At 48.2% G+C, this 17,994-nt stretch carries 16 protein-coding genes and 1 pseudogene; 14 read left to right on the plus strand and 3 right to left on the minus strand.

What is annotated here, in order from left to right; translation table 11 throughout:
- The first annotated feature begins 33 nt into the window (after nucleotides 1–33).
- The 4 genes from ada (at nucleotide 34) to mgtE (ending at nucleotide 5,049) form a co-directional block, all read left to right on the plus strand.
- Nucleotides 34–1,095: a bifunctional DNA-binding transcriptional regulator/O6-methylguanine-DNA methyltransferase Ada gene (gene ada, locus AAIG26_RS08600; protein WP_343180464.1), complete on the plus strand. Its 1,062-nt coding sequence runs from the start codon at nucleotides 34–36 to the stop codon at nucleotides 1,093–1,095.
- Nucleotides 1,095–1,745 carry a DNA oxidative demethylase AlkB gene (alkB, locus tag AAIG26_RS08605; protein ID WP_020454493.1) on the plus strand — a complete coding sequence of 217 codons (651 nt, stop codon included), beginning with the start codon at nucleotides 1,095–1,097 and terminating at the stop codon, nucleotides 1,743–1,745. The genes ada and alkB overlap by 1 nt, the downstream gene beginning before the upstream one ends.
- A 73-nt stretch (nucleotides 1,746–1,818) precedes the next feature.
- Nucleotides 1,819–3,462 (plus strand): multidrug ABC transporter permease/ATP-binding protein, encoded by a 1,644-nt coding sequence (locus tag AAIG26_RS08610; RefSeq protein WP_343180466.1) that lies wholly within the window; start codon nucleotides 1,819–1,821, stop codon nucleotides 3,460–3,462.
- A 150-nt stretch (nucleotides 3,463–3,612) separates the two neighbouring features.
- Nucleotides 3,613–5,049, plus strand: a complete 1,437-nt coding sequence (gene mgtE / locus AAIG26_RS08615; RefSeq protein WP_045514168.1) for a magnesium transporter — start codon at nucleotides 3,613–3,615, stop codon at nucleotides 5,047–5,049.
- Here the strand turns inward: mgtE and AAIG26_RS08620 are convergent.
- The gene (locus tag AAIG26_RS08620; RefSeq protein ID WP_343180467.1) at nucleotides 5,012–6,247 is read right to left on the minus strand and encodes a SulP family inorganic anion transporter; all 1,236 of its coding nucleotides are present in this window, start codon (nucleotides 6,245–6,247) and stop codon (nucleotides 5,012–5,014) included. The two genes, mgtE and AAIG26_RS08620, sit on opposite strands and share 38 nt — an antisense overlap.
- 274 nt (nucleotides 6,248–6,521) lie before the next feature.
- Here AAIG26_RS08620 and mqo point away from each other — a divergent pair, with 274 nt between their 5' ends.
- Nucleotides 6,522–8,177: a malate dehydrogenase (quinone) gene (gene mqo / locus AAIG26_RS08625; protein ID WP_343180469.1), complete on the plus strand. Its 1,656-nt coding sequence runs from the start codon at nucleotides 6,522–6,524 to the stop codon at nucleotides 8,175–8,177.
- 323 nt (nucleotides 8,178–8,500) lie between these two features.
- Here mqo and AAIG26_RS08630 read toward each other — a convergent pair.
- Both AAIG26_RS08630 and AAIG26_RS08635 read right to left on the minus strand, forming a co-directional pair.
- A pseudogene (locus tag AAIG26_RS08630) lies at nucleotides 8,501–8,743 on the minus strand (IS3 family transposase); the annotation flags it as partial.
- Between the two features lie 89 nt (nucleotides 8,744–8,832).
- A complete protein-coding gene (locus AAIG26_RS08635; RefSeq protein WP_343180470.1) occupies nucleotides 8,833–9,078 on the minus strand; it encodes a hypothetical protein in 246 nt (81 codons plus the stop codon).
- A 189-nt stretch (nucleotides 9,079–9,267) separates the two neighbouring features.
- Here AAIG26_RS08635 and AAIG26_RS08640 point away from each other — a divergent pair, with 189 nt between their 5' ends.
- From AAIG26_RS08640 to AAIG26_RS08680, 9 genes are read left to right on the plus strand one after another with little or no spacing between them, the layout of a single operon-like run.
- Nucleotides 9,268–9,438, plus strand: coding sequence for a hypothetical protein (locus AAIG26_RS08640; protein ID WP_020454487.1), 171 nt, complete (start codon nucleotides 9,268–9,270; stop codon nucleotides 9,436–9,438).
- A gap of 58 nt (nucleotides 9,439–9,496) precedes the next feature.
- Nucleotides 9,497–10,654: an efflux RND transporter periplasmic adaptor subunit gene (locus tag AAIG26_RS08645; protein ID WP_343180471.1), complete on the plus strand. Its 1,158-nt coding sequence runs from the start codon at nucleotides 9,497–9,499 to the stop codon at nucleotides 10,652–10,654.
- Nucleotides 10,655–12,595, plus strand: a complete 1,941-nt coding sequence (locus tag AAIG26_RS08650; RefSeq protein ID WP_343180472.1) for an ATP-binding cassette domain-containing protein — start codon at nucleotides 10,655–10,657, stop codon at nucleotides 12,593–12,595.
- The gene (locus tag AAIG26_RS08655; RefSeq protein ID WP_343180473.1) at nucleotides 12,592–13,980 is read left to right on the plus strand and encodes an efflux transporter outer membrane subunit; all 1,389 of its coding nucleotides are present in this window, start codon (nucleotides 12,592–12,594) and stop codon (nucleotides 13,978–13,980) included. The genes AAIG26_RS08650 and AAIG26_RS08655 overlap by 4 nt, the downstream gene beginning before the upstream one ends.
- A gap of 1 nt (nucleotide 13,981) precedes the next feature.
- A complete protein-coding gene (locus AAIG26_RS08660) occupies nucleotides 13,982–15,223 on the plus strand; it encodes a beta-ketoacyl-[acyl-carrier-protein] synthase family protein (RefSeq protein WP_045514500.1) in 1,242 nt (413 codons plus the stop codon).
- Complete coding sequence (locus AAIG26_RS08665; protein ID WP_343180474.1) at nucleotides 15,220–16,017, plus strand: MaoC/PaaZ C-terminal domain-containing protein; 798 nt, start codon at nucleotides 15,220–15,222, stop codon at nucleotides 16,015–16,017. The genes AAIG26_RS08660 and AAIG26_RS08665 overlap by 4 nt, the downstream gene beginning before the upstream one ends.
- 2 nt (nucleotides 16,018–16,019) lie before the next feature.
- Entirely contained in the window at nucleotides 16,020–16,256 is a 237-nt protein-coding gene (locus AAIG26_RS08670) for an acyl carrier protein (RefSeq protein WP_343180475.1), read from the plus strand.
- 18 nt (nucleotides 16,257–16,274) lie between these two features.
- Complete coding sequence (locus AAIG26_RS08675; protein WP_343180476.1) at nucleotides 16,275–17,000, plus strand: SDR family oxidoreductase; 726 nt, start codon at nucleotides 16,275–16,277, stop codon at nucleotides 16,998–17,000.
- Between the two features lie 42 nt (nucleotides 17,001–17,042).
- Nucleotides 17,043–17,984 (plus strand): hypothetical protein, encoded by a 942-nt coding sequence (locus tag AAIG26_RS08680; protein ID WP_343180477.1) that lies wholly within the window; start codon nucleotides 17,043–17,045, stop codon nucleotides 17,982–17,984.
- Nucleotides 17,985–17,994 lie beyond the last annotated feature (10 nt).

A 17,994-nucleotide genomic window follows, 5' to 3' on the forward strand; every position in this document is an offset into this window, starting at 1 on the left:
ACAGTAAGGCTAAGCTTACATAAGGAGCCTGACATGAACGACACCACATTATTAGATGAACAGCGCTGGCAAGCGGTGCTGGCCCGTAATGCGCAGGCCGATGGTCAGTTTGTTTTTGCCGTGCTGACCACCGGCATTTTTTGCCGTCCCTCTTGTACGGCGCGCCACGCCTTGCGTCAGAATGTCCGTTTTTATCCCGATGCGCCGAGCGCGCAGGACGCTGGTTTTCGCCCCTGTAAGCGCTGCCAGCCGGATAAAACCCACCCGCAGCAACAGCGGCTGGATAAAGTGACCAAAGCCTGCCGCTTACTGGAGCAGGATACGCCCATCACGCTGGAGCAGCTGGCCGCTGAAGTGGCGCTTAGCCCTTATCATTTTCACCGTTTATTTAAATCCGTTACCGGCATGACGCCAAAAGCCTGGCAACAGGCTTTTCGCGCTCGCCGCTTACGCAATACTCTTGCGGTGAGCGAAACCGTTACCGACGCTGTGCTGGCAGCGGGCTTTCCGGATAGCAGCAGTTATTACCGCCAGGCCGATGCATTGCTGGGGATGACGGCACAGCAGTTCCGTCGCGGCGGCGATGCTGCCGGCGTCTGGTATACCTTCAGCGATTGCGCACTGGGCCGCTGCCTGGTGGCGGAGAGCGAACGTGGAATTTGCGCCATTTTACTGGACGACAGTGACGAGCAGCTTCTTGCCCAGTTGCAGGCGATCTTCCCCCGCGCTCAACGTGCGCAGGCGAATGCCGCGTTCAGCTCGCGGGTGGCGCAGGTTATCAAGCGGCTCGACAACGCCGATGCCCCCTTTACGCTGCCGCTGGATCTTCGCGGCACCGCGTTCCAGTTACAAGTATGGCAAGCACTGCGCGAGATCCCCACCGGTGAGACGGTAAGTTACCGGGAACTGGCGAAAAAGCTGGGTAAACCAAACGCGGTACGAGCAGTTGCCAGCGCCTGCGGTGCGAACAAACTGGCGATTGTCATCCCTTGCCATCGCGTGGTGCGCAGCGATGGGGCGCTGTCCGGTTATCGTTGGGGGATGGCGCGCAAAGCTCAGTTGCTCCAGCGAGAACGTAACAAAGAGGAGACGTAATGCTCGATTTGTTTTCCGGAGAACAACCCTGGCAGGAGCCGCTGGCATCGGGCGCTGTCGTGCTGCGGCGCCTTGCATTAGCACCAGCCGACCAACTGTTACGCGGTATCGCACAAGTGGTCAGTCAGTCGCCGCTGCGTCATATGGTCACCCCTGGCGGTTATACCATGTCAGTGGCGATGACCAACTGTGGCAAACTCGGCTGGACCACCGATCATCGTGGTTACCTCTACGCGCCAGTCGATCCGCTAACTCAACAGCCGTGGCCGCCGATGCCTGCGGCTTTTTCTGCGCTGTGCCAGCAGGCGAGCGAGGCGGCTGGTTACCCGGATTTTCATCCGGATGCCTGTCTTATCAACCGTTATGTGCCGGGGGCGAAATTGTCGCTACATCAGGATAAGGACGAACCCGACCTGCGTGCGCCGATTGTATCTGTGTCGCTCGGTTTACCGGCCATTTTCCAGTTTGGCGGCCTCAAACGTAGCGATCCGCTGCAACGGCTGATGCTTGAACACGGCGATGTTGTCGTATGGGGCGGCGAGTCGCGGCTCTTTTACCACGGCATTGCACCGCTGAAAGGCGGCTATCATCCGGCGACCGGTGAGTGCCGCTACAACCTGACGTTTCGCCAGGCAGGCAATGGCGAATAAAAATAAGAATTATTCTTGATGTAACCCGGTAGCCGTTTAAACTGCTGGCTGATTTTGTTGACCGGGTTTTGTTATGGAACTTCTCCTTCTTGTCTGGCGTCAGTATCGCTGGCCTTTTGTCGGTGTGCTCGCGCTTACCCTCGTGAGTGCCGCGTTTGGTATCGGCCTGATTGCTTTTATTAACCAGCGGCTGATTGAAACCGTGGATATGTCGCTGACTGTTTTACCGGAATTCCTCGGCCTGTTGCTGCTACTGATGGCGGTAACGCTGGGGTCGCAACTGGCGCTGACTACGCTCGGTCACCATTTTGTCTACCGCCTGCGTAGTGAATTTATTAAGCGCATCCTCGACACGCCTGTGGAACGTATCGAACAACTGGGTAGCGCCTCTTTGCTGGCCGGGCTAACCAGTGACGTGCGTAATATCACCATCGCCTTTGTGCGCCTGCCGGAACTGGTGCAGGGCATTATCCTGACTGTTGGTTCCTGTATCTATCTGGCGATGCTCTCCGGCAAGATGCTGCTGATCACTGTGCTGTGGATGGCGCTGACCATCTGGGGCGGGTTCGTGCTGGTTTCCCGTGTGTACAAACATATGGCGAGGCTGCGTGAAACAGAAGACAAGCTGTACAACGATTTCCAGACCGTGCTGGAAGGGCGCAAAGAGCTGAACCTCAACCGCGAACGCGCGGAACACATTTTCGAACAGATGTACCTGCCGGATGCACGTGAATATCGCCATCACATTATTCGCGCCGACACGTTCCATTTAAGCGCGGTGAACTGGTCGAACATTATGATGCTGGGGGCAATCGGCCTGGTGTTCTGGATGGCAAACAGCCTCGGCTGGGCGGATACCAATGTCGCCGCAACGTATTCCCTGACCCTGCTGTTTTTGCGCACGCCGCTGCTGTCAGCAGTGGGTGCCTTGCCCACGCTGCTCAGTGCGCAGGTGGCTTTCAAAAAGCTAAAACAGTTTGCGCTGGCCCCCTATAAAGCCGGGTTTCCCCGCCCGCAGGCTTTCCCGAACTGGCAAATGCTGGAGCTGCGCAATGTCACCTTTAAATATCAGGACAACGACTTCGCGATTGGTCCCGTCAATATGACGCTCAAGCGCGGCGAGCTGGTGTTTTTGATTGGGGGGAACGGCAGCGGCAAGTCGACGCTGGCGATGCTGTTAACCGGGCTGTATCAGCCGGTTTCCGGTGAGATCCTGCTGGATGGCAAACCGATGGCGCAGGATAAACCGGAAGATTACCGCAAACTATTCTCGGCGGTCTTTACCGACGTCTGGCTGTTTGACGACCTGCTGGGGCCGGAAGGCAGGCAGGCGGATCCGGCGCTGGTGGAAAAGTGGCTTGAGCAACTGAAAATGTCGCACAAGCTGGAGCTGAACAACGGCAAGATCCTCAATCTCAAGCTGTCGAAAGGGCAGAAAAAACGTGTCGCCTTGCTGCTGGCGCTGGCGGAAGAGCGCGATATTCTGCTGCTGGATGAATGGGCGGCGGATCAGGACCCGCATTTCCGCCGCGATTTCTACCAGGTCTTACTCCCGTTAATGCAGCAGATGGGCAAAACCATTTTTGCCATCAGCCATGACGATCACTACTTCGTGCATGCCGATCGTCTGCTGGAGATGCGCAACGGCCAGCTTACCGAGTTGGTGGGTGAAGAACGTGCGCACGCTTCCCGCGACGCAGTGGCACGCACCGCCTGACAGAGCCGCCCCTTCTGGCGAGGGGGCGTTCGCTGGTTTTTTATCCAAACGCCTGCGCTGTTTATTATTTTTTACAAAACCTGCCGCTATGCTTAAGGCTACTCTGCTCTGGCTTCGGAGCGCTTTGCCACACTCAGGGACCACCGGCCAATGTCAGTTATCAAAAAAAACAGCGTCAAACTGCGCGATGAAGAGCGTGCGCGGCTGATTTGGCTGCTCACCACCCATAAACCGCTCACCGCCGCGCTGCTTGGCGAAATCACGCTGGTCGAGCAGGTCGATAGTGCCGAGCTTGAGCACGATCTCGCCGAAGTGAAAGTGCTGGTTTCGCACCTGCCGCCACCGGATTTGGCTGACACCCTCGAAGCGCTGCCGGTGGTTGAACGTCACGCGTTATGGCGGCTCATCGATGATGATAAGCGCGGCAAAGTGCTGCTTGAAGCGTCCGAAAACGTCTGGGATGACCTGATCGATGAGATGAGCGACCGTGCGCTGCTGGATGCGCTCGAGACGCTGGATATTGATGAGCAAATCTGGCTGGTGCAGCATCTGCCGCGTAACCTCACCGGACGGCTGATGGCGACGTTGCCGCCGACAGAGCGCGCCCGCATGCGGCAGGTCATGCGTTATGGCAAAAATTGCGTCGGCGCAATTATGGCGTTTGAAGTTATCACCGTACGCTCAGAAGTCACGCTGGCGGCCGTCCAGCGCTATTTGCGACGTCTCGGTAAAATGCCGGAGAACACCGATAAACTGTTTGTTATCGGGCGTGATAACCGGCTGATGGGCGAACTTGGGCTGCAGACTATCCTGCTTAACGCCGCCGGACGGCGGGTGAGCGAGGTGATGGATGCCGATCCGGTGACCTTCTCCCCTGAAGACGAAGCGGAAAAAGTGGCGCGCACTTTTGAGCGTGATAACTTGCTCAGCGCGGCGGTAGTCGATGAAAACGGCATGCTGATGGGCCGTTTGACCATCGATGAGATCGTTGATGTGGTGTACGAAGAGACCGACAACGATATGCGCCAGATGGGGGGCTTAAGTACCGAGGAAGATGTTTTCGCGCCGGTAAGTAAAGCGGTGAAAAACCGCTGGGTATGGCTGGCAACCAACCTGTGTACCGCCTTTATCGCATCACGCGTCATTGATGGTTTTGAACACACTATCTCACAACTGGTGGCGCTGGCGTCGCTGATGCCGATTGTCGCGGGTATCGGCGGCAATACCGGTAATCAAACCATTACCATGATTGTTCGCGCGTTAGCATTGCAGAACATACAGCCGGGCAACTTTACCTTTCTTATACTGCGTGAAATGGGCGTGGCGCTGATTAACGGTCTGGTGTGGGGCGGGATTATGGGCGGTGTCACCTGGTGGCTGTATGACGATGCGGCGCTGGGCGGCGTGATGACGCTGGCAATGGTGCTGAACCTGCTGATGGCGGCGCTAATGGGGGTATTAATCCCGATGGTGATGACCCGGCTGGGGCGCGACCCGGCGGTCGGCTCCAGCGTGATGATCACCGCGATTACCGATACCGGCGGTTTCTTTATTTTTCTTGGGCTGGCGACGATTTTTTTGCTGTAGACAGGCTCCTTTCCCGCAGCGCGGCTGGCGTAATCGCCAGCGTAACCAGCCCGGCAACAACGCCGATAGCCAGATTACCGGTGCTGACGGTGGCAACCACGGTGACCAGCATTACCAGCGTTTCGATAACTGGCGCTTGCGTCAGCGCCGCGGGTTGCACACTGCTCCAGTTAAAGGTTTTGAACGCGACAATCGCCATAATTCCGGCCAGTACCACCATCGGGATTTTCGCCATCACGTCGCTTAATGCCGTTACCAGCAGTAACAGCACCAGCGCAGCAGCAAGGGTCGAGATACGCGTGCGGCCTTTGCCCATTTCCACATTGACAATGGTCTGGCCGATCATGGCGCACCCGGCAATCCCGCCGTAGAAGCCAGCCAGAATGTTCGCGATCCCAAGCCCGGTGCTTTCCCGGCTTTTATTCGATGGCGAATGTGTCAGATCGTCGACCAATTTTGCGGTCAGCAGCGACTCCATCAAGCCGACAAACGCGATGCTCAGCGCACACGGCCAGACAATGCTCAACGTATGCAGGTTCAATGGTACCAGCCATTGCGTCAGGCCAGGCAAACCGCCCTGCATTGAACCTTCATCCCCCACGGTGGGCAGCAACTGACCGCTAAAAGCGGTGAACGCGGTGAGCACCACAATCGCCACCAGCGGCGCAGGAATGCTTTTTACCCAGCGCGGGAGCCACAGCACAATCAGTATGGTCAGGGTGAACAGCGCCAGAATCAGGGGATCTTTATACCAGAAATGCGGCACCTGAGCGCAGAAAATCAATATCCCCAGCGCATTAACAAAGCCGGTCATTACAGCGTGTGGGATAAAGCGCATCAGCCGCGACATTCCGCTCAGACCGAAAATAATCTGCATCACACCCGCGAGTAAAACTGCCGGCAGGATGTATTCCACACCGTTTTGATGAACCATCGGACCGATAACCAACGCGACTGATCCCGCCGCCGCCGTGACCATTGCCGGACGCCCGCCGAGCAAAGACATGCTAAAACAAAGCACTACTGAGGCTATCAGGCTTACTTTCGGGTCAACACCTGCGATAACCGAAAATGAGATAACTTCCGGGATGAGTGCCAGCGCGGTGATTACGCCTGCCAGAACTTCACGGGTAAAACGCTGTGGTGAGCGCAGAAGATGGTTTACGCGCAGTACAGAATGGGTTGATTTTTCAGTCATAAAGATTCGCTGGTGGGATGCCAGAAAAGCAGTGACAAACGGTATCACTGCGTTCGGCAAAGCGGGGGATGATAGCAGATTTCCGGGCAGAGTGACCAGCAATAAGTGTTAAATATAATGCAAAAAATCAACTTATTAGTAACATTAATACAATGAATATTTAATGTTTAAACATTATTTAAATCTCACTTTTTAAGTGCTACGTTAGGGGTGCTAACTACTTTACCCTCAATAAATGCGAATAAAGCAGCACTAAAAGTAAGGCAATATCATCATGAAAAAAATGACTGCCAGGCTGTTTTCGATGGCTGTCGGGCTTAATGCTGTCTCAAAAGCAGCAAAAACGTCCGCATCGAAAGAGCAGGAAACAGATGTGCTTTTAATCGGTGGTGGGATCATGAGCGCCACGTTGGGAACCTGGTTGCAGGATCTCGAACCCACCTGGTCGATTACCATGGTGGAACGGCTGGATGCCCTGGCGGAAGAGAGCTCGAACGGCTGGAACAATGCCGGTACCGGGCATGCCGCCTTAATGGAACTGAATTACACCCCACGCAGCGCGGACGGCTCTGTCAGTATTAAAAAAGCGATTGAAATCAATGAAGCATTTCGTATTTCTCGCCAGTTCTGGGCGCATCAGGTGAAAACCGGCGTATTGCGCGAACCGCGTTCATTTATCAATACCGTGCCGCATATGAGCCTCGTCTGGGGCGACGACAACGTGAACTTCCTGCGCGCGCGCTACAAAGCGCTGCAGCAATGTTCCCTGTTCCGCGGTATGCGCTATTCCGAAGATGCCGAACAGATCAAACAGTGGGCGCCGCTGGTGATGGAAGGGCGTGATGCCGGGCAAAAAATTGCCGCCACGCGTACCGAAATCGGCACCGATGTGAACTTTGGCGAACTGACGCGCCAGATGATTGGTTCGTTGCAGAAAAAAGAGAACTTCGCTTTGCAACTGGGCACTGAAGTGCGCGGCCTCAAACGCAATGCCGACAATAGCTGGAATGTGACGTTGCATAACCTGCAAACTGGCGCGGAGCAGATCATCAAGGCGAAGTTTATTTTTATTGGCGCCGGTGGTGCAGCGCTGAAGCTGTTGCAGGCATCCGGTATTCCGGAAGCGGCAGACTATGCGGGCTTTCCGGTTGGCGGGCAGTTCCTCGTGGCGGAAAACCCGGCAGTGGTCAATCACCATCTGGCGAAAGTCTACGGCCAGGCCACCGTGGGCGCGCCGCCCATGTCGGTACCGCATATTGATACGCGCATTATCGATGGCAAACGCGTGCTGCTGTTTGGACCATTCGCTACGTTTTCGACGCGTTTTCTGAAAAATGGTTCTCTGTGGGATCTGCTGCGTTCGACTAACTCGTCGAACATTCTGCCGATGCTGACCGTGGGGATGACCAACTTCAGCCTGGTGAAATATCTGGTTAACCAGGTGCTGCAAAATGAGGACGACCGCTTCGATGCGCTGCGCGAGTACTATCCGCTGGCGCAGAAAGAGGACTGGCGTTTGTGGCAGGCGGGTCAGCGCGTGCAGATTATTAAGCGCGAGCCGGGCAAGGGCGGCGTGTTGCGCCTCGGAACCGAAGTCGTGAGCGATAAAGAGGGTACCATTGCCGCGCTGCTTGGCGCGTCACCGGGCGCCTCGACCGCAGCGCCAATCATGCTGGAGTTGATGGAGAAAGTGTTCGCTGAGCGTTTCGCTTCTGATGCCTGGCAGGCAAAACTGAAAGAGATCATTCCTTCTTTCGGTACCGAGCTGAATGGCAATATTGAAGCCGCAGACCAGGAATTGCGCTACACCAGCGAGATCCTCGGCCTGAAATGCGACGAGTCGCTGGTAGCAGATATCACGCCACCGGTGCAAAAACCGACAACACAGCCGCACAACGACGGCGAGCAGATTGCGGATATCGCGCTGTAATCGTTTTTTACTGCAACATAAAAACCGTGACGAATGCGTTACGGTTTTTATTACACTCCCCCGCTGCTGGATTAGTGAATTTTGGTTGGCCGCAGTATCGCCAACGATGGGGGAGGGCATTTATCTCGGGCTGTTTGTTCTCTTGCGCATAGCGCAAACATGACAAAATCAACCGCAATGGATTGGTTTTTTATGGGGTTTTGGGGCGGCACGAGAGGATTAAATATATTAATACAACATTATGATTTATATAATTTCATCAAAGCTGTGAGCCTCTCCATTGACAGACTTTTTACTGGAAATCCATTTCATATAACAGCTTTCATCACGTATACCGCATCCGGTAAGTCATTTACGTAGACGTGATCTCGTTTGAATGTCACACGAACGGTTCTGCGACCCCGTTACTTTGCGGGCTGCGTCCTGGCGTTGCTCACACTAAAAACCCCCAGGGAACTGGCGAACGTGCGTGTTGCATCGGCCTGGTGGCAACCGCCCTTATCGGGCAGTTATTCAACATGATGCGGAGCCTTCAGCACGTTACCTAACCTCTTTTCCAGACTTTCTGTATTGATGAAGTGCGCGATTTAAACGGCGGCTACGGCAAAACCTTTATAATTATCGTCTGCACAATAGCACCTCATTATCAGCTGCTTCACATAATTGCTACATTTACAATGACGTGCAAAGAAATGTTTAAAAAAACAGCACTTATACTTTTCACGAATGCTTTATAATTTTCAAAAAGCACTTTAAAACCTTCAAATAAACGTACTAAAACTTCAAAAAGCGTTTTAAAACCTTCAAATAAACACACTGAAACTTCAAAAAGCGCTTTAAAACCTTCAAGTAAACGCATTAAAACTTCAAAAAGTGCTTTAAAAACTTCAAATAAGTGCATTAAAGCTTCAAAAAGGGTTTTAAAAACTTCAAAAAAAATTTAAAAGTTTCAAAAAAGCGCTTTAAATTTTTAAAGATGCTTTTGATTTTTTATTGATTAAAAGATCCTGGGGTAATGCGATATATTTCATCCTGTTCAGAAATGAACGATTTGCAAATAATTGAAGCACTATTACACAAGGGAATTAAAATGTTTAAAGCAACAGTATTAGAATCCAAAGAAAGTAAAGCAGTTGTGGGCGGAATGGTTGGCCCATACGGTGAGTGTTATTTTGTTGATAACCGTCCTAACGGCGTGTATGGCTGGTTCCGTCGTGAATCAGGTAAAAATGGTTTGGAAAAACGTTGTGACGAGAAGTAATTCACAATATTAATTAAGCAGTAAAATTAAAACAAAGGCCAGTTTCTGGCCTTTTATAATGGTCATCAGTGTGAAGATAAAACCTTTTTTTCTGACTTTATTAGTAGCTATAGTTCCTGCTGTATATGCGGTTAATAGCGTATTTCTTTCGGAAAGTGACGTTACTGAAAATACGAAGAAAGAAAGTTCTCACGTCACCTACTCTGATATCGACCGACTGATTACCACGACCGGCGTTCTAAAACCTAACGAGCAAGTTAGTGTCGGGGCGCAGGTTAATGGACGGCTCAATAAGCTGCATGTGAAGGAAGGTGATGCAGTTAAAAAAGGCCAGTTGCTGGCTGAGATCGATCCGACGCTTGCACAAAATGATGTCGATAGTTCTAAATCTGAGCTGGATAATGCATTAGCGCAAAAAAAGATCACGTTACTGTCGCTTAAACAGTCTAAGAGCGATTATAACCGACAAAAGAAAATGTCACTGGATGACGCCACAACGCTGAGCGACCTCGAGACGGCGAAAACAAAATATGAAAGTGATAAAGAACAGCTAGATATAAATGAAATTCAAATAGCTCAGGCCAGAGTTAAGTTAAACACTGCTCAGGCAAACTTAGCGTACACGCGTATTACGTCGCCCATTGATGGCGTCGTCCTGGGTATATTAACCCAGGAAGGGCAGACTATTGTTTCATCACAGAGTGCGCCGACAATTCTGGTGGTGGCTAATCTGGATATCATGACTGTAAATATCAAAATATCAGAAATGGATATTTTGAAAACCAGGGTTGGTATGCCTTTATGGTTTACTGTCACGGCTTCTCCTGACACCCGTTATAAAGGGATGCTAAACAGGATACAGCAAATACCAGAAGAAATGCTTTACGATATGAAGAGCAGTTCAGGTGATTCTGCCGGGAGTAAGAAAACAGCTACCTATTACAATGGAAGTTTTGATGTAGTAAATGATAAGCATGTTTTAAAGCCAGCTATGTCGGTACAGGTTTATTTAGTTGTTGAAGAGAAAAAAAACGTTAAAGCCGTTCCGACAAACTACCTGGGTGAAATGGTTAGCAAAGACCATTATATCGTCAATGTACTTCACGACAATAAAATAGAAAAAAGACGCGTGCAAACCGGGATTAAGAACGCAAAAATTACTGAGATCGTTAAAGGATTAGAAATAGGCGATATTATAATAAAGGGTGGCGACTAAATGAGCCGCACCGATGAATATATTATTTTATCAGACGTTTATAAACGATATGATAGTGGCGGCGAAATCGTTTCTGCACTGAAAGGCGTATCGCTAACCATTAAAAAAGGCGAGTTTATCGCTATCGTCGGGCCATCAGGCTCGGGTAAAACCACGCTGATGAATACCATTGGCTGCTTAGATGATATTAGCGCTGGGCTGATGTCATTCTACGGCATTGACGTATCGGTGTTAACTGCCGACTCAGTTGCTGAGTTACGAAATAAATATATTGGTTTCGTATTCCAGAAATACAATCTTTTGCCTTACTTAACCGCGAAAGAGAATGTCGCTTTACCCGCACAATACACCTCAAAAAACTATAAAAATAGAAATGAACGTGCGGAAAAAATACTTGAGTCGGTCGGCTTAAGCGATCGCGTTGATTTTAACCCAAACCAACTTTCTGGTGGACAGCAGCAGCGCGTCAGCATTGCCAGAGCGCTAATGAATGATGCCGACATTATTCTGGCAGATGAGCCGACGGGTGCTCTGGATAGTGTGACGGGTTGCCAGGTTATGGACATATTCAAGACGCTTAACCGAAAGGGCAAAACGATTATCCTTGTTACGCATGATAGCAATATTGCGTCACAGGCCGACCGAATCATACACATGAATGATGGCCGGATCGTGAAAGACGAAAGCAGCGTATCAACCTGTGACCTCCAGGCAGCATGCACCAGGGGACTTGAAAAGGATCCGCTTGGCATGATGTTTGGGATAGTTGAAGCATTCAGAACTGCGTTTAGAGCACTGAACGGCCACCGGATACGAGCGTTTCTGTCAATGCTGGGTGTCATTATTGGGGTTTTTGCAGTGCTTATGTCTATTGCCATAAGCGAAGGCGCACACCATCGTGTTATGAAAGAAATGAATTTATTAGCCACCAACACCATTGAAATCAGGCCCGGCACCAGCTGGAAGTCAATGCCAGATCCCGGCAATAAGCTTCTTGAAAAAGATGATGTTGATATGCTTACCGAGCTATTACCGGAAAGTAAAATTTCACCGGTGATAACATCAACAGCGACGATAAATAGCGGTGATAGTGATATTGACGCTGCGCTTACCGGTATCAGTAAGGAATACTTCGATGCCGATAAAGTGTTAGCTGGCCATTTGTTTGAAACTGACAATATAACCGCCAGTGATGCTGTTGCCGTTATTGACTCAAGGCTTGCAGAAACCGCATTCGGTTCCTCGAATGAAGCAGTAGGAAAATATTTGCAGATTTCCGGCTACCCATTTGAGGTGGTCGGGGTGATCAAAGATATCTCGACGGCATCGGAAAAGACGACATTAAAAGCCTGGATACCCTGGACCTCGTACATAAACCGGATTACGGGTCTTATACCTTTTGAAGCCATCCAGGTTCGGGCCAAAGATCCGGCTCAGGTTGAGCTTATAAGAGAGAAAATAGAGCAAGCGCTCACGTTTTCACATGGTAAAAAGGACTTCTTTACCGTCACGAATGAGTCCGTGGCAGAAATGATCGAGAATGTTTCTACCTCAATGAAACTGCTCACGGTAGCTATTTCAACCATCTCGCTGTTGGTTGGTGGAGTGGGCGTTATGAACATTATGTTTGTTTCAGTGACAGAGCGCATTCATGAAATTGGCATTCGTCTTTCTGTCGGCGCGAGTCCTGCTGATATTAAGAGGCAATTTTTAATCGAGTCTGTATTTATCTGTTTTTTAGGGGGAGCCGTCGGCGTGGCTTTAACGAGTTTAGCCAGAATTATATTCCCTCTAGTGACGAACCAATTTGACATGGTTTTGACAATAACACCGGTTGTTATTGCCTGTGCGTTTTCATGTTTCATCGGCATCGTATTCGGTTACGTTCCGGCGAAGAAAGCATCATCTTATACGCCTGCTAAAGCATTAGGTTACAAATGAAGTTCAGACAAACATCATTATTTTTGCTTTGCTTATTATGCACAGGTTGCGGCAGCATGTTGAAAACTGAATATCATACGCCAGAGATAAAATTTCCAACCGCGGGGCAAAGCGAGAAAACAGGTTATAAAAATGCTGTCACCAATGAAGCATGGTGGAGTGTATTCAATGACCCCCTGTTATCATCGATCATTAATGATACGCTGAGAAATAACAACGATTTGCATGCGGCTGCGTTGAATCTGTTAAAAAGCAAGCTGGATTCTGGCGAAATAAATACGAATCTTTTTCCTGATTTTAATATGTCCGCGAGTGCAAGTAATAACCGCACTTTATTGCAGGGTACTCCTTCAACAGAGAGTTACAGCTCTTCTTTGTCAATGAGCTATGAGCTTGATTTATGGGGTAAGTTAGCGAGGACGAGAGAGCAGGGTAAATGGAACATTGATGCCAGTGAACAAGATTTGCAAAACACTGTGTTGGTTATCATTGATTCAATTGCCAAAAGTTACTGGAATATTGCTAAATTCAATGAACAAATTGAGTTTTACAAACAACGGCTTGAGATCGCCAGGTCTACATATCTGGTCGTTAATGCTAAATATAAAAGCGGAGCAGGCGCGAGATCTGATGTCTTATTAGCAAAGCAAGCTATTTATTCAAGCGAGTTACAACTGCGGAATGTTATTAGCCAAAGGGAAAATGAGCGTAACGCCATGGCCATTGTCTATAACAAAAACAGTATTGATCGTCCGAAAGAAAAAAAAGGACTTGGTGAATACCAGGATATCAAACTGCCGTTGTTTAAACCGGTGGACATAATATCGCTGCGCCCGGATATACGCGCCGCAGAATCCAGAATAAAAATAGCAATTACCGGTTATGATCTGGCTAAGATTAACTTCTTTCCCTCTATCTCACTGGGCGCGACGATCGGGGCGGGGAGCACCATTTTCACACAATGGTTTAGCGAGCAAACCTTATTACAATCTATCTCGGCCGCTTTCCCACCGCTTCAGTGGAGAAAGTTGAGTTTTGAATTAGAAAAAGAAAAGATTGCTGTCGCGTTATCAGTTAATGACTTCAGAAAAGTCGTGCTCAATGCATTATCTGAAGTAGAGAACGCTTTAGAAGCCAGAAAAAAAGCTGAATATGGTCTTGAGATGCAAAAAAAGACACTCTCAATTTCTCAGAATCTGATGCGAATAAATACAGTTAAGTACAGGTCTGGTTATATATCGCTTCAGACCTTACTGGACTCTCAGGATAATGTTCTTAACCAGAAAATTTCATACGCCGATTGTCAGTATGATTATCTAACTTCTACGATGAAGTTTTTATTATCAATCGGTGGTGGTGAATTTAACAGCAAGGTAAAAAGTTAAAATGGAACATAGACGCGTTGTTATCACCGGCTACGGTGCGATTACGCCGTTGGGAAGCTCAGCGGAAGAAAGCTGGAAATCTATTATGGATTACCAAACAGGCTATCAGTACGTTGATAAAACGGATGCGAGTATTAACTCGAAATTTTATGGCTTGATTGCGCATGAACCTAAGTTAACGGGGGTTCCTGCTTCTATTCGACGGAAATTACCTCGTTTTGCACGGCTTGGTCTTGCGGCTGCGCAGGAAGCTGTTGCAATGGCATTTAACCAGTCTCTACCTGCCGATATCTACGACCCCCTGAAATGCGGCACGATTGTCGGCACCGGCTGGGGGGGAATTGATGACGCCTACCATAATTATGATGATTATAAACTTGTTGGTGTTGGCTCGCCGTTTAGCTGCTTTCATGCAATGCCAAGCGTCGCAACTGCCGCCTGCAGCATCATGTGGGGATTGAGGGGGTATCAAAATACCCCGATAGCAGCATGCGCCACGGGGAGCATGGCTATTGGCGAGGCTTATGAATTAATTAAAAATGGGCACATGACCATGATGCTTGCCGGTGGAAGTGAATCACTGACATCAAATGCATCGGTGTGGATGATTGATGTGCTTCAGGCGTTAACGCATGAACAACATGATATCCAAAAAGCCTCTTGCCCATTCAGTCTTGACCGCTCGGGGTTCGTTTTATCTGAAGGCGCGGCTATCCTGTGTCTGGAGGAGCGCGAATCAGCGCTGGCAAGAGGGGCGACCATACTCGGTGAAATTAAAGGATACGGGAATTTTTCCGATGGAGTTGATTTTACCGCTCCTGCACAGGATAAGCTTTCACGCGTTTCTACTATCAAGAAAGCGTTAGCTGATTCGGGGCTAAGCGCTAATGAAATTGGTTATATAAATGCGCATGGAACATCAACCATGCTCAACGATCTCAATGAAACACAGTCTATTAAAGATGTCTTCGGGCGGTATGCATATGAGATCCCCGTTTCGAGTACAAAATCATACAGCGGGCATCTGATTGCTGCAGCAGGTAGCTTCGAAAGCATTGTCTGTCTGAAGGTGCTGGAAAACAATATCCTGCCGGCAACACGTAATCTGAACCGCCCCGATCCAGAATGTGATCTTGATTTCATTCCAAACCAGCATCGTCAGACTGTTGTAGATAATGTACTGAATCTCAGTTTTGGGTTCGGGGGGACAAATGCTGCTCTGGTCATAGGTCGCTCGTTATGACAGACATGACATATGATGGCTTTCACGCAAAGCGTTGGGCCCATTTTTCTGGTGATTACAACCCGATACACTTTGATCTACTTGCTGTCGCTAAACTGAATCAAACAGCATTGGTTGCGCATGGCATGCGTGTACTGGCAGATGTACAAAATGAGCTGATTAATCATTCCGGTATTTTTAGCGCAACATATTCTTCTCCGGTAAAGTTTTCAGCAAAATTTGAAAAACCGGTATCGTGTGGCACGATGTACTCTTTACGCCATAATGATGGAGAAACAAAGACAACCTTCAAATTGATTGATTCCTCAACCGGTATCACACATATTCGCGGCACTATTTCTCAGGCAAATTATCCAACCATCAACGATGTTATTGCTGAAAGGGTTTTGTCGAAGGAATATCAGGATGAGGTTGTTGCACTGTGGCCTGCTGACATAGAAAAAAATTATGCCGTTTTTTTGTCCTCAGTAATGTTCAGAGAACTATTCAGGACTAAGGATTTATTTCCTGCCGACTTTTTAAATAAATGTACTCCCGTGCATTCGCTATCAGCGCTGTTGTCGCAGGAACACGTATTACAAACGCATTATGATTTCTATTGCCATTCTTCCTTGTTTTACAGAGGGGGGCAAAAAATAGAAGATTTGTGTCTCTCTATTGCAAGGCCATTGATAACCGGTGATGCAGATTACGGCTGGTTAATTCAAGTTCAGGTGGCGGCAAAAGAAAAACAAAATACACTCATGCAAATGTCGGCAACACTGAAAGTTGCCATTAACTCACAGGGGAAATGAATATGTACACAGAGCTTTATAACGCTATTGCAAGCACTATTGCCGATGCAAAAGATCTTCCTTTAGAAGAGATAAACGAGCAAACGACTATTTCAGAATTAGGTTTAGATAGCCTGGACTATGTAGAACTGATGGTAATGGTTAAAAAGCAATTTAATATAACTATAAATTTCGACGCAGCAATGAAATCAACTGACATTACTCTTAAAGAGTTTTGTACATCCGTTTTATCAGCTTAGCATTTCAGGTGATTAATAATGAGTGACTCATGGATCCTTGTTACAGGTGGAAATCGCGGGATTGGTTCAGCCATTGTCACTGAATTACGTAGTGACAATAATATTGTATTCACTTCACGGTCGACAAAATCCAGCCCGGATGAAAATAATCAGTCCAGTAAGACCTTCATTGAGCATGTGGTTTGCGATAACTGTGATGTTGTGCAGGTGGAAACGGTCGCGAAGGATTTGTTAAATCGATATGGGCCGCCTAAAGCCGTCATACATAATGCCGGGGTCACTCAGGATGAACTGCATATTCGTCAATCGATTGAGCAATGGCGGAATGTGATTGATACAAACCTCAACGCCATTTTTTATTGGAATAAGTATCTCCTGCCTGAAATGATGGCGAATGGCGATGGTGTCATTTTGCTTGTGAGTTCGGTAACGGGAATAAAAGGCAATATTGGTCAAACGGCTTATGGTGCAAGCAAAGCGGCTCATTTTGGGCTGGCCCGGTCACTGGCACTTGAAGTTGCTCGATTTGGTATTCGCGTTAACTGCCTGGCTCCGGGGGTCATAGACAGTGATATGACGCACAACTTATCGCCAGATGCCTTGAAAAAATTACGTTCACAAATCCCGCTGCGCCGGTTTGGCTCTGTGGAAGAGGTGGCAAAGGTTGCACGATTTATGATTAGTGAATCTTGTCAATATATGACAGGCCAAACAATTGTGCTTGATGGCGGAATGACCGCTTAACATTCAGGTATAATTCACAAATACAGACCAGTTGAGAGCGCGATGCCAGGCTTTGAATTTCTTAGTTTGTTATTGTCAGGTTATGTTCGTGTTTATTACAAGAAAATAACCATTTTTAGAACAATAAAAAGTAAGCTGATAGCTTTATTTTTTAAATATATAGATTACCGATTTTTACTCTATATTTCTGAAAAATATTGTTTTCTATTTGGTAAGAGTTATGGCCTGAATAATAGTTTCAGGCAAACGCATTACAACGTTCTTGGTTTGCAAAGCACCACAACACATTTTTTTTGTGTGATGCGACAAAAAATATTAAAGAATGCGCTGGTTAATGAGAATAAACAACTGCTGGAGCAGTTGGAAGCCTGTGCAGGAAAAATAAGGAGCTATATTGATGAAAATAATATATCTTCTCATCTGATATTTGCGCCATTGCACACAGTCTCGGATATTTTACAGACGGTGATTGCCGCGCGGGTTACGGGAAAGCCGGTGGTCGTTGTCTCTGTACACAATTCAATGCAAAGTCTCCATGAAAAGCAAAATAATAACTCGCAGGGTATCTCTATTGAACAATTCAACCCTGAAGCAATGGAGGGTAATGAAGGTAATAGTTTGCAGAATATTATTTTTTCCCTGGTAGAGAATCAAAAGAACCTTGTTATCTTTCCTGATGCACTTCCTGAATGTACAACCAGGCTTACAAAGAAAAAAATGAAAACGTTTCCAGTCAGATTGCTGAAGCGAAGCTGTGAGTTGCACTCAGGTCTTCCTGTTTTTAGCCGCCTGCTAAAACAGTCGACGTTATTTTACTGTATCAAGCTGGATGATAAAAATAATTTAAATATAGATATTTTAGATTGCGTTGACCATCGCAAGATCGAAAAGAAAATGCCTGAGTTAGTTGAGCAGGGTATCTGCAGATATAGCAATGAATGGACTTTGTGGCACTACACGTCCTTCTATAGTTATAATTTTTAGGTTTTATTTA

Origin of the sequence: Kosakonia sp. PSU_27, assembly GCF_039409795.1 — a bacterium.
In the GTDB taxonomy this organism is placed as follows: domain Bacteria; phylum Pseudomonadota; class Gammaproteobacteria; order Enterobacterales; family Enterobacteriaceae; genus Kosakonia.

Bases quoted from the DNA above. Each gene is read 5' to 3' on its own strand.
- ada (WP_343180464.1), top strand. From the start codon at position 34: ATGAACGACACCACATTATTAGATGAACAGCGCTGGCAAGCGGTGCTG.
- alkB (WP_020454493.1), top strand. From the start codon at position 1,095: ATGCTCGATTTGTTTTCCGGAGAACAACCCTGGCAGGAGCCGCTGGCA.
- AAIG26_RS08610 (WP_343180466.1), top strand. From the start codon at position 1,819: ATGGAACTTCTCCTTCTTGTCTGGCGTCAGTATCGCTGGCCTTTTGTC.
- mgtE (WP_045514168.1), top strand. From the start codon at position 3,613: ATGTCAGTTATCAAAAAAAACAGCGTCAAACTGCGCGATGAAGAGCGT.
- AAIG26_RS08620 (WP_343180467.1), bottom strand. From the start codon at position 6,247: ATGACTGAAAAATCAACCCATTCTGTACTGCGCGTAAACCATCTTCTG.
- mqo (WP_343180469.1), top strand. From the start codon at position 6,522: ATGAAAAAAATGACTGCCAGGCTGTTTTCGATGGCTGTCGGGCTTAAT.
- AAIG26_RS08635 (WP_343180470.1), bottom strand. From the start codon at position 9,078: ATGCACTTATTTGAAGTTTTTAAAGCACTTTTTGAAGTTTTAATGCGT.
- AAIG26_RS08640 (WP_020454487.1), top strand. From the start codon at position 9,268: ATGTTTAAAGCAACAGTATTAGAATCCAAAGAAAGTAAAGCAGTTGTG.
- AAIG26_RS08645 (WP_343180471.1), top strand. From the start codon at position 9,497: ATGGTCATCAGTGTGAAGATAAAACCTTTTTTTCTGACTTTATTAGTA.
- AAIG26_RS08650 (WP_343180472.1), top strand. From the start codon at position 10,655: ATGAGCCGCACCGATGAATATATTATTTTATCAGACGTTTATAAACGA.
- AAIG26_RS08655 (WP_343180473.1), top strand. From the start codon at position 12,592: ATGAAGTTCAGACAAACATCATTATTTTTGCTTTGCTTATTATGCACA.
- AAIG26_RS08660 (WP_045514500.1), top strand. From the start codon at position 13,982: ATGGAACATAGACGCGTTGTTATCACCGGCTACGGTGCGATTACGCCG.
- AAIG26_RS08665 (WP_343180474.1), top strand. From the start codon at position 15,220: ATGACAGACATGACATATGATGGCTTTCACGCAAAGCGTTGGGCCCAT.
- AAIG26_RS08670 (WP_343180475.1), top strand. From the start codon at position 16,020: ATGTACACAGAGCTTTATAACGCTATTGCAAGCACTATTGCCGATGCA.
- AAIG26_RS08675 (WP_343180476.1), top strand. From the start codon at position 16,275: ATGAGTGACTCATGGATCCTTGTTACAGGTGGAAATCGCGGGATTGGT.
- AAIG26_RS08680 (WP_343180477.1), top strand. From the start codon at position 17,043: ATGCCAGGCTTTGAATTTCTTAGTTTGTTATTGTCAGGTTATGTTCGT.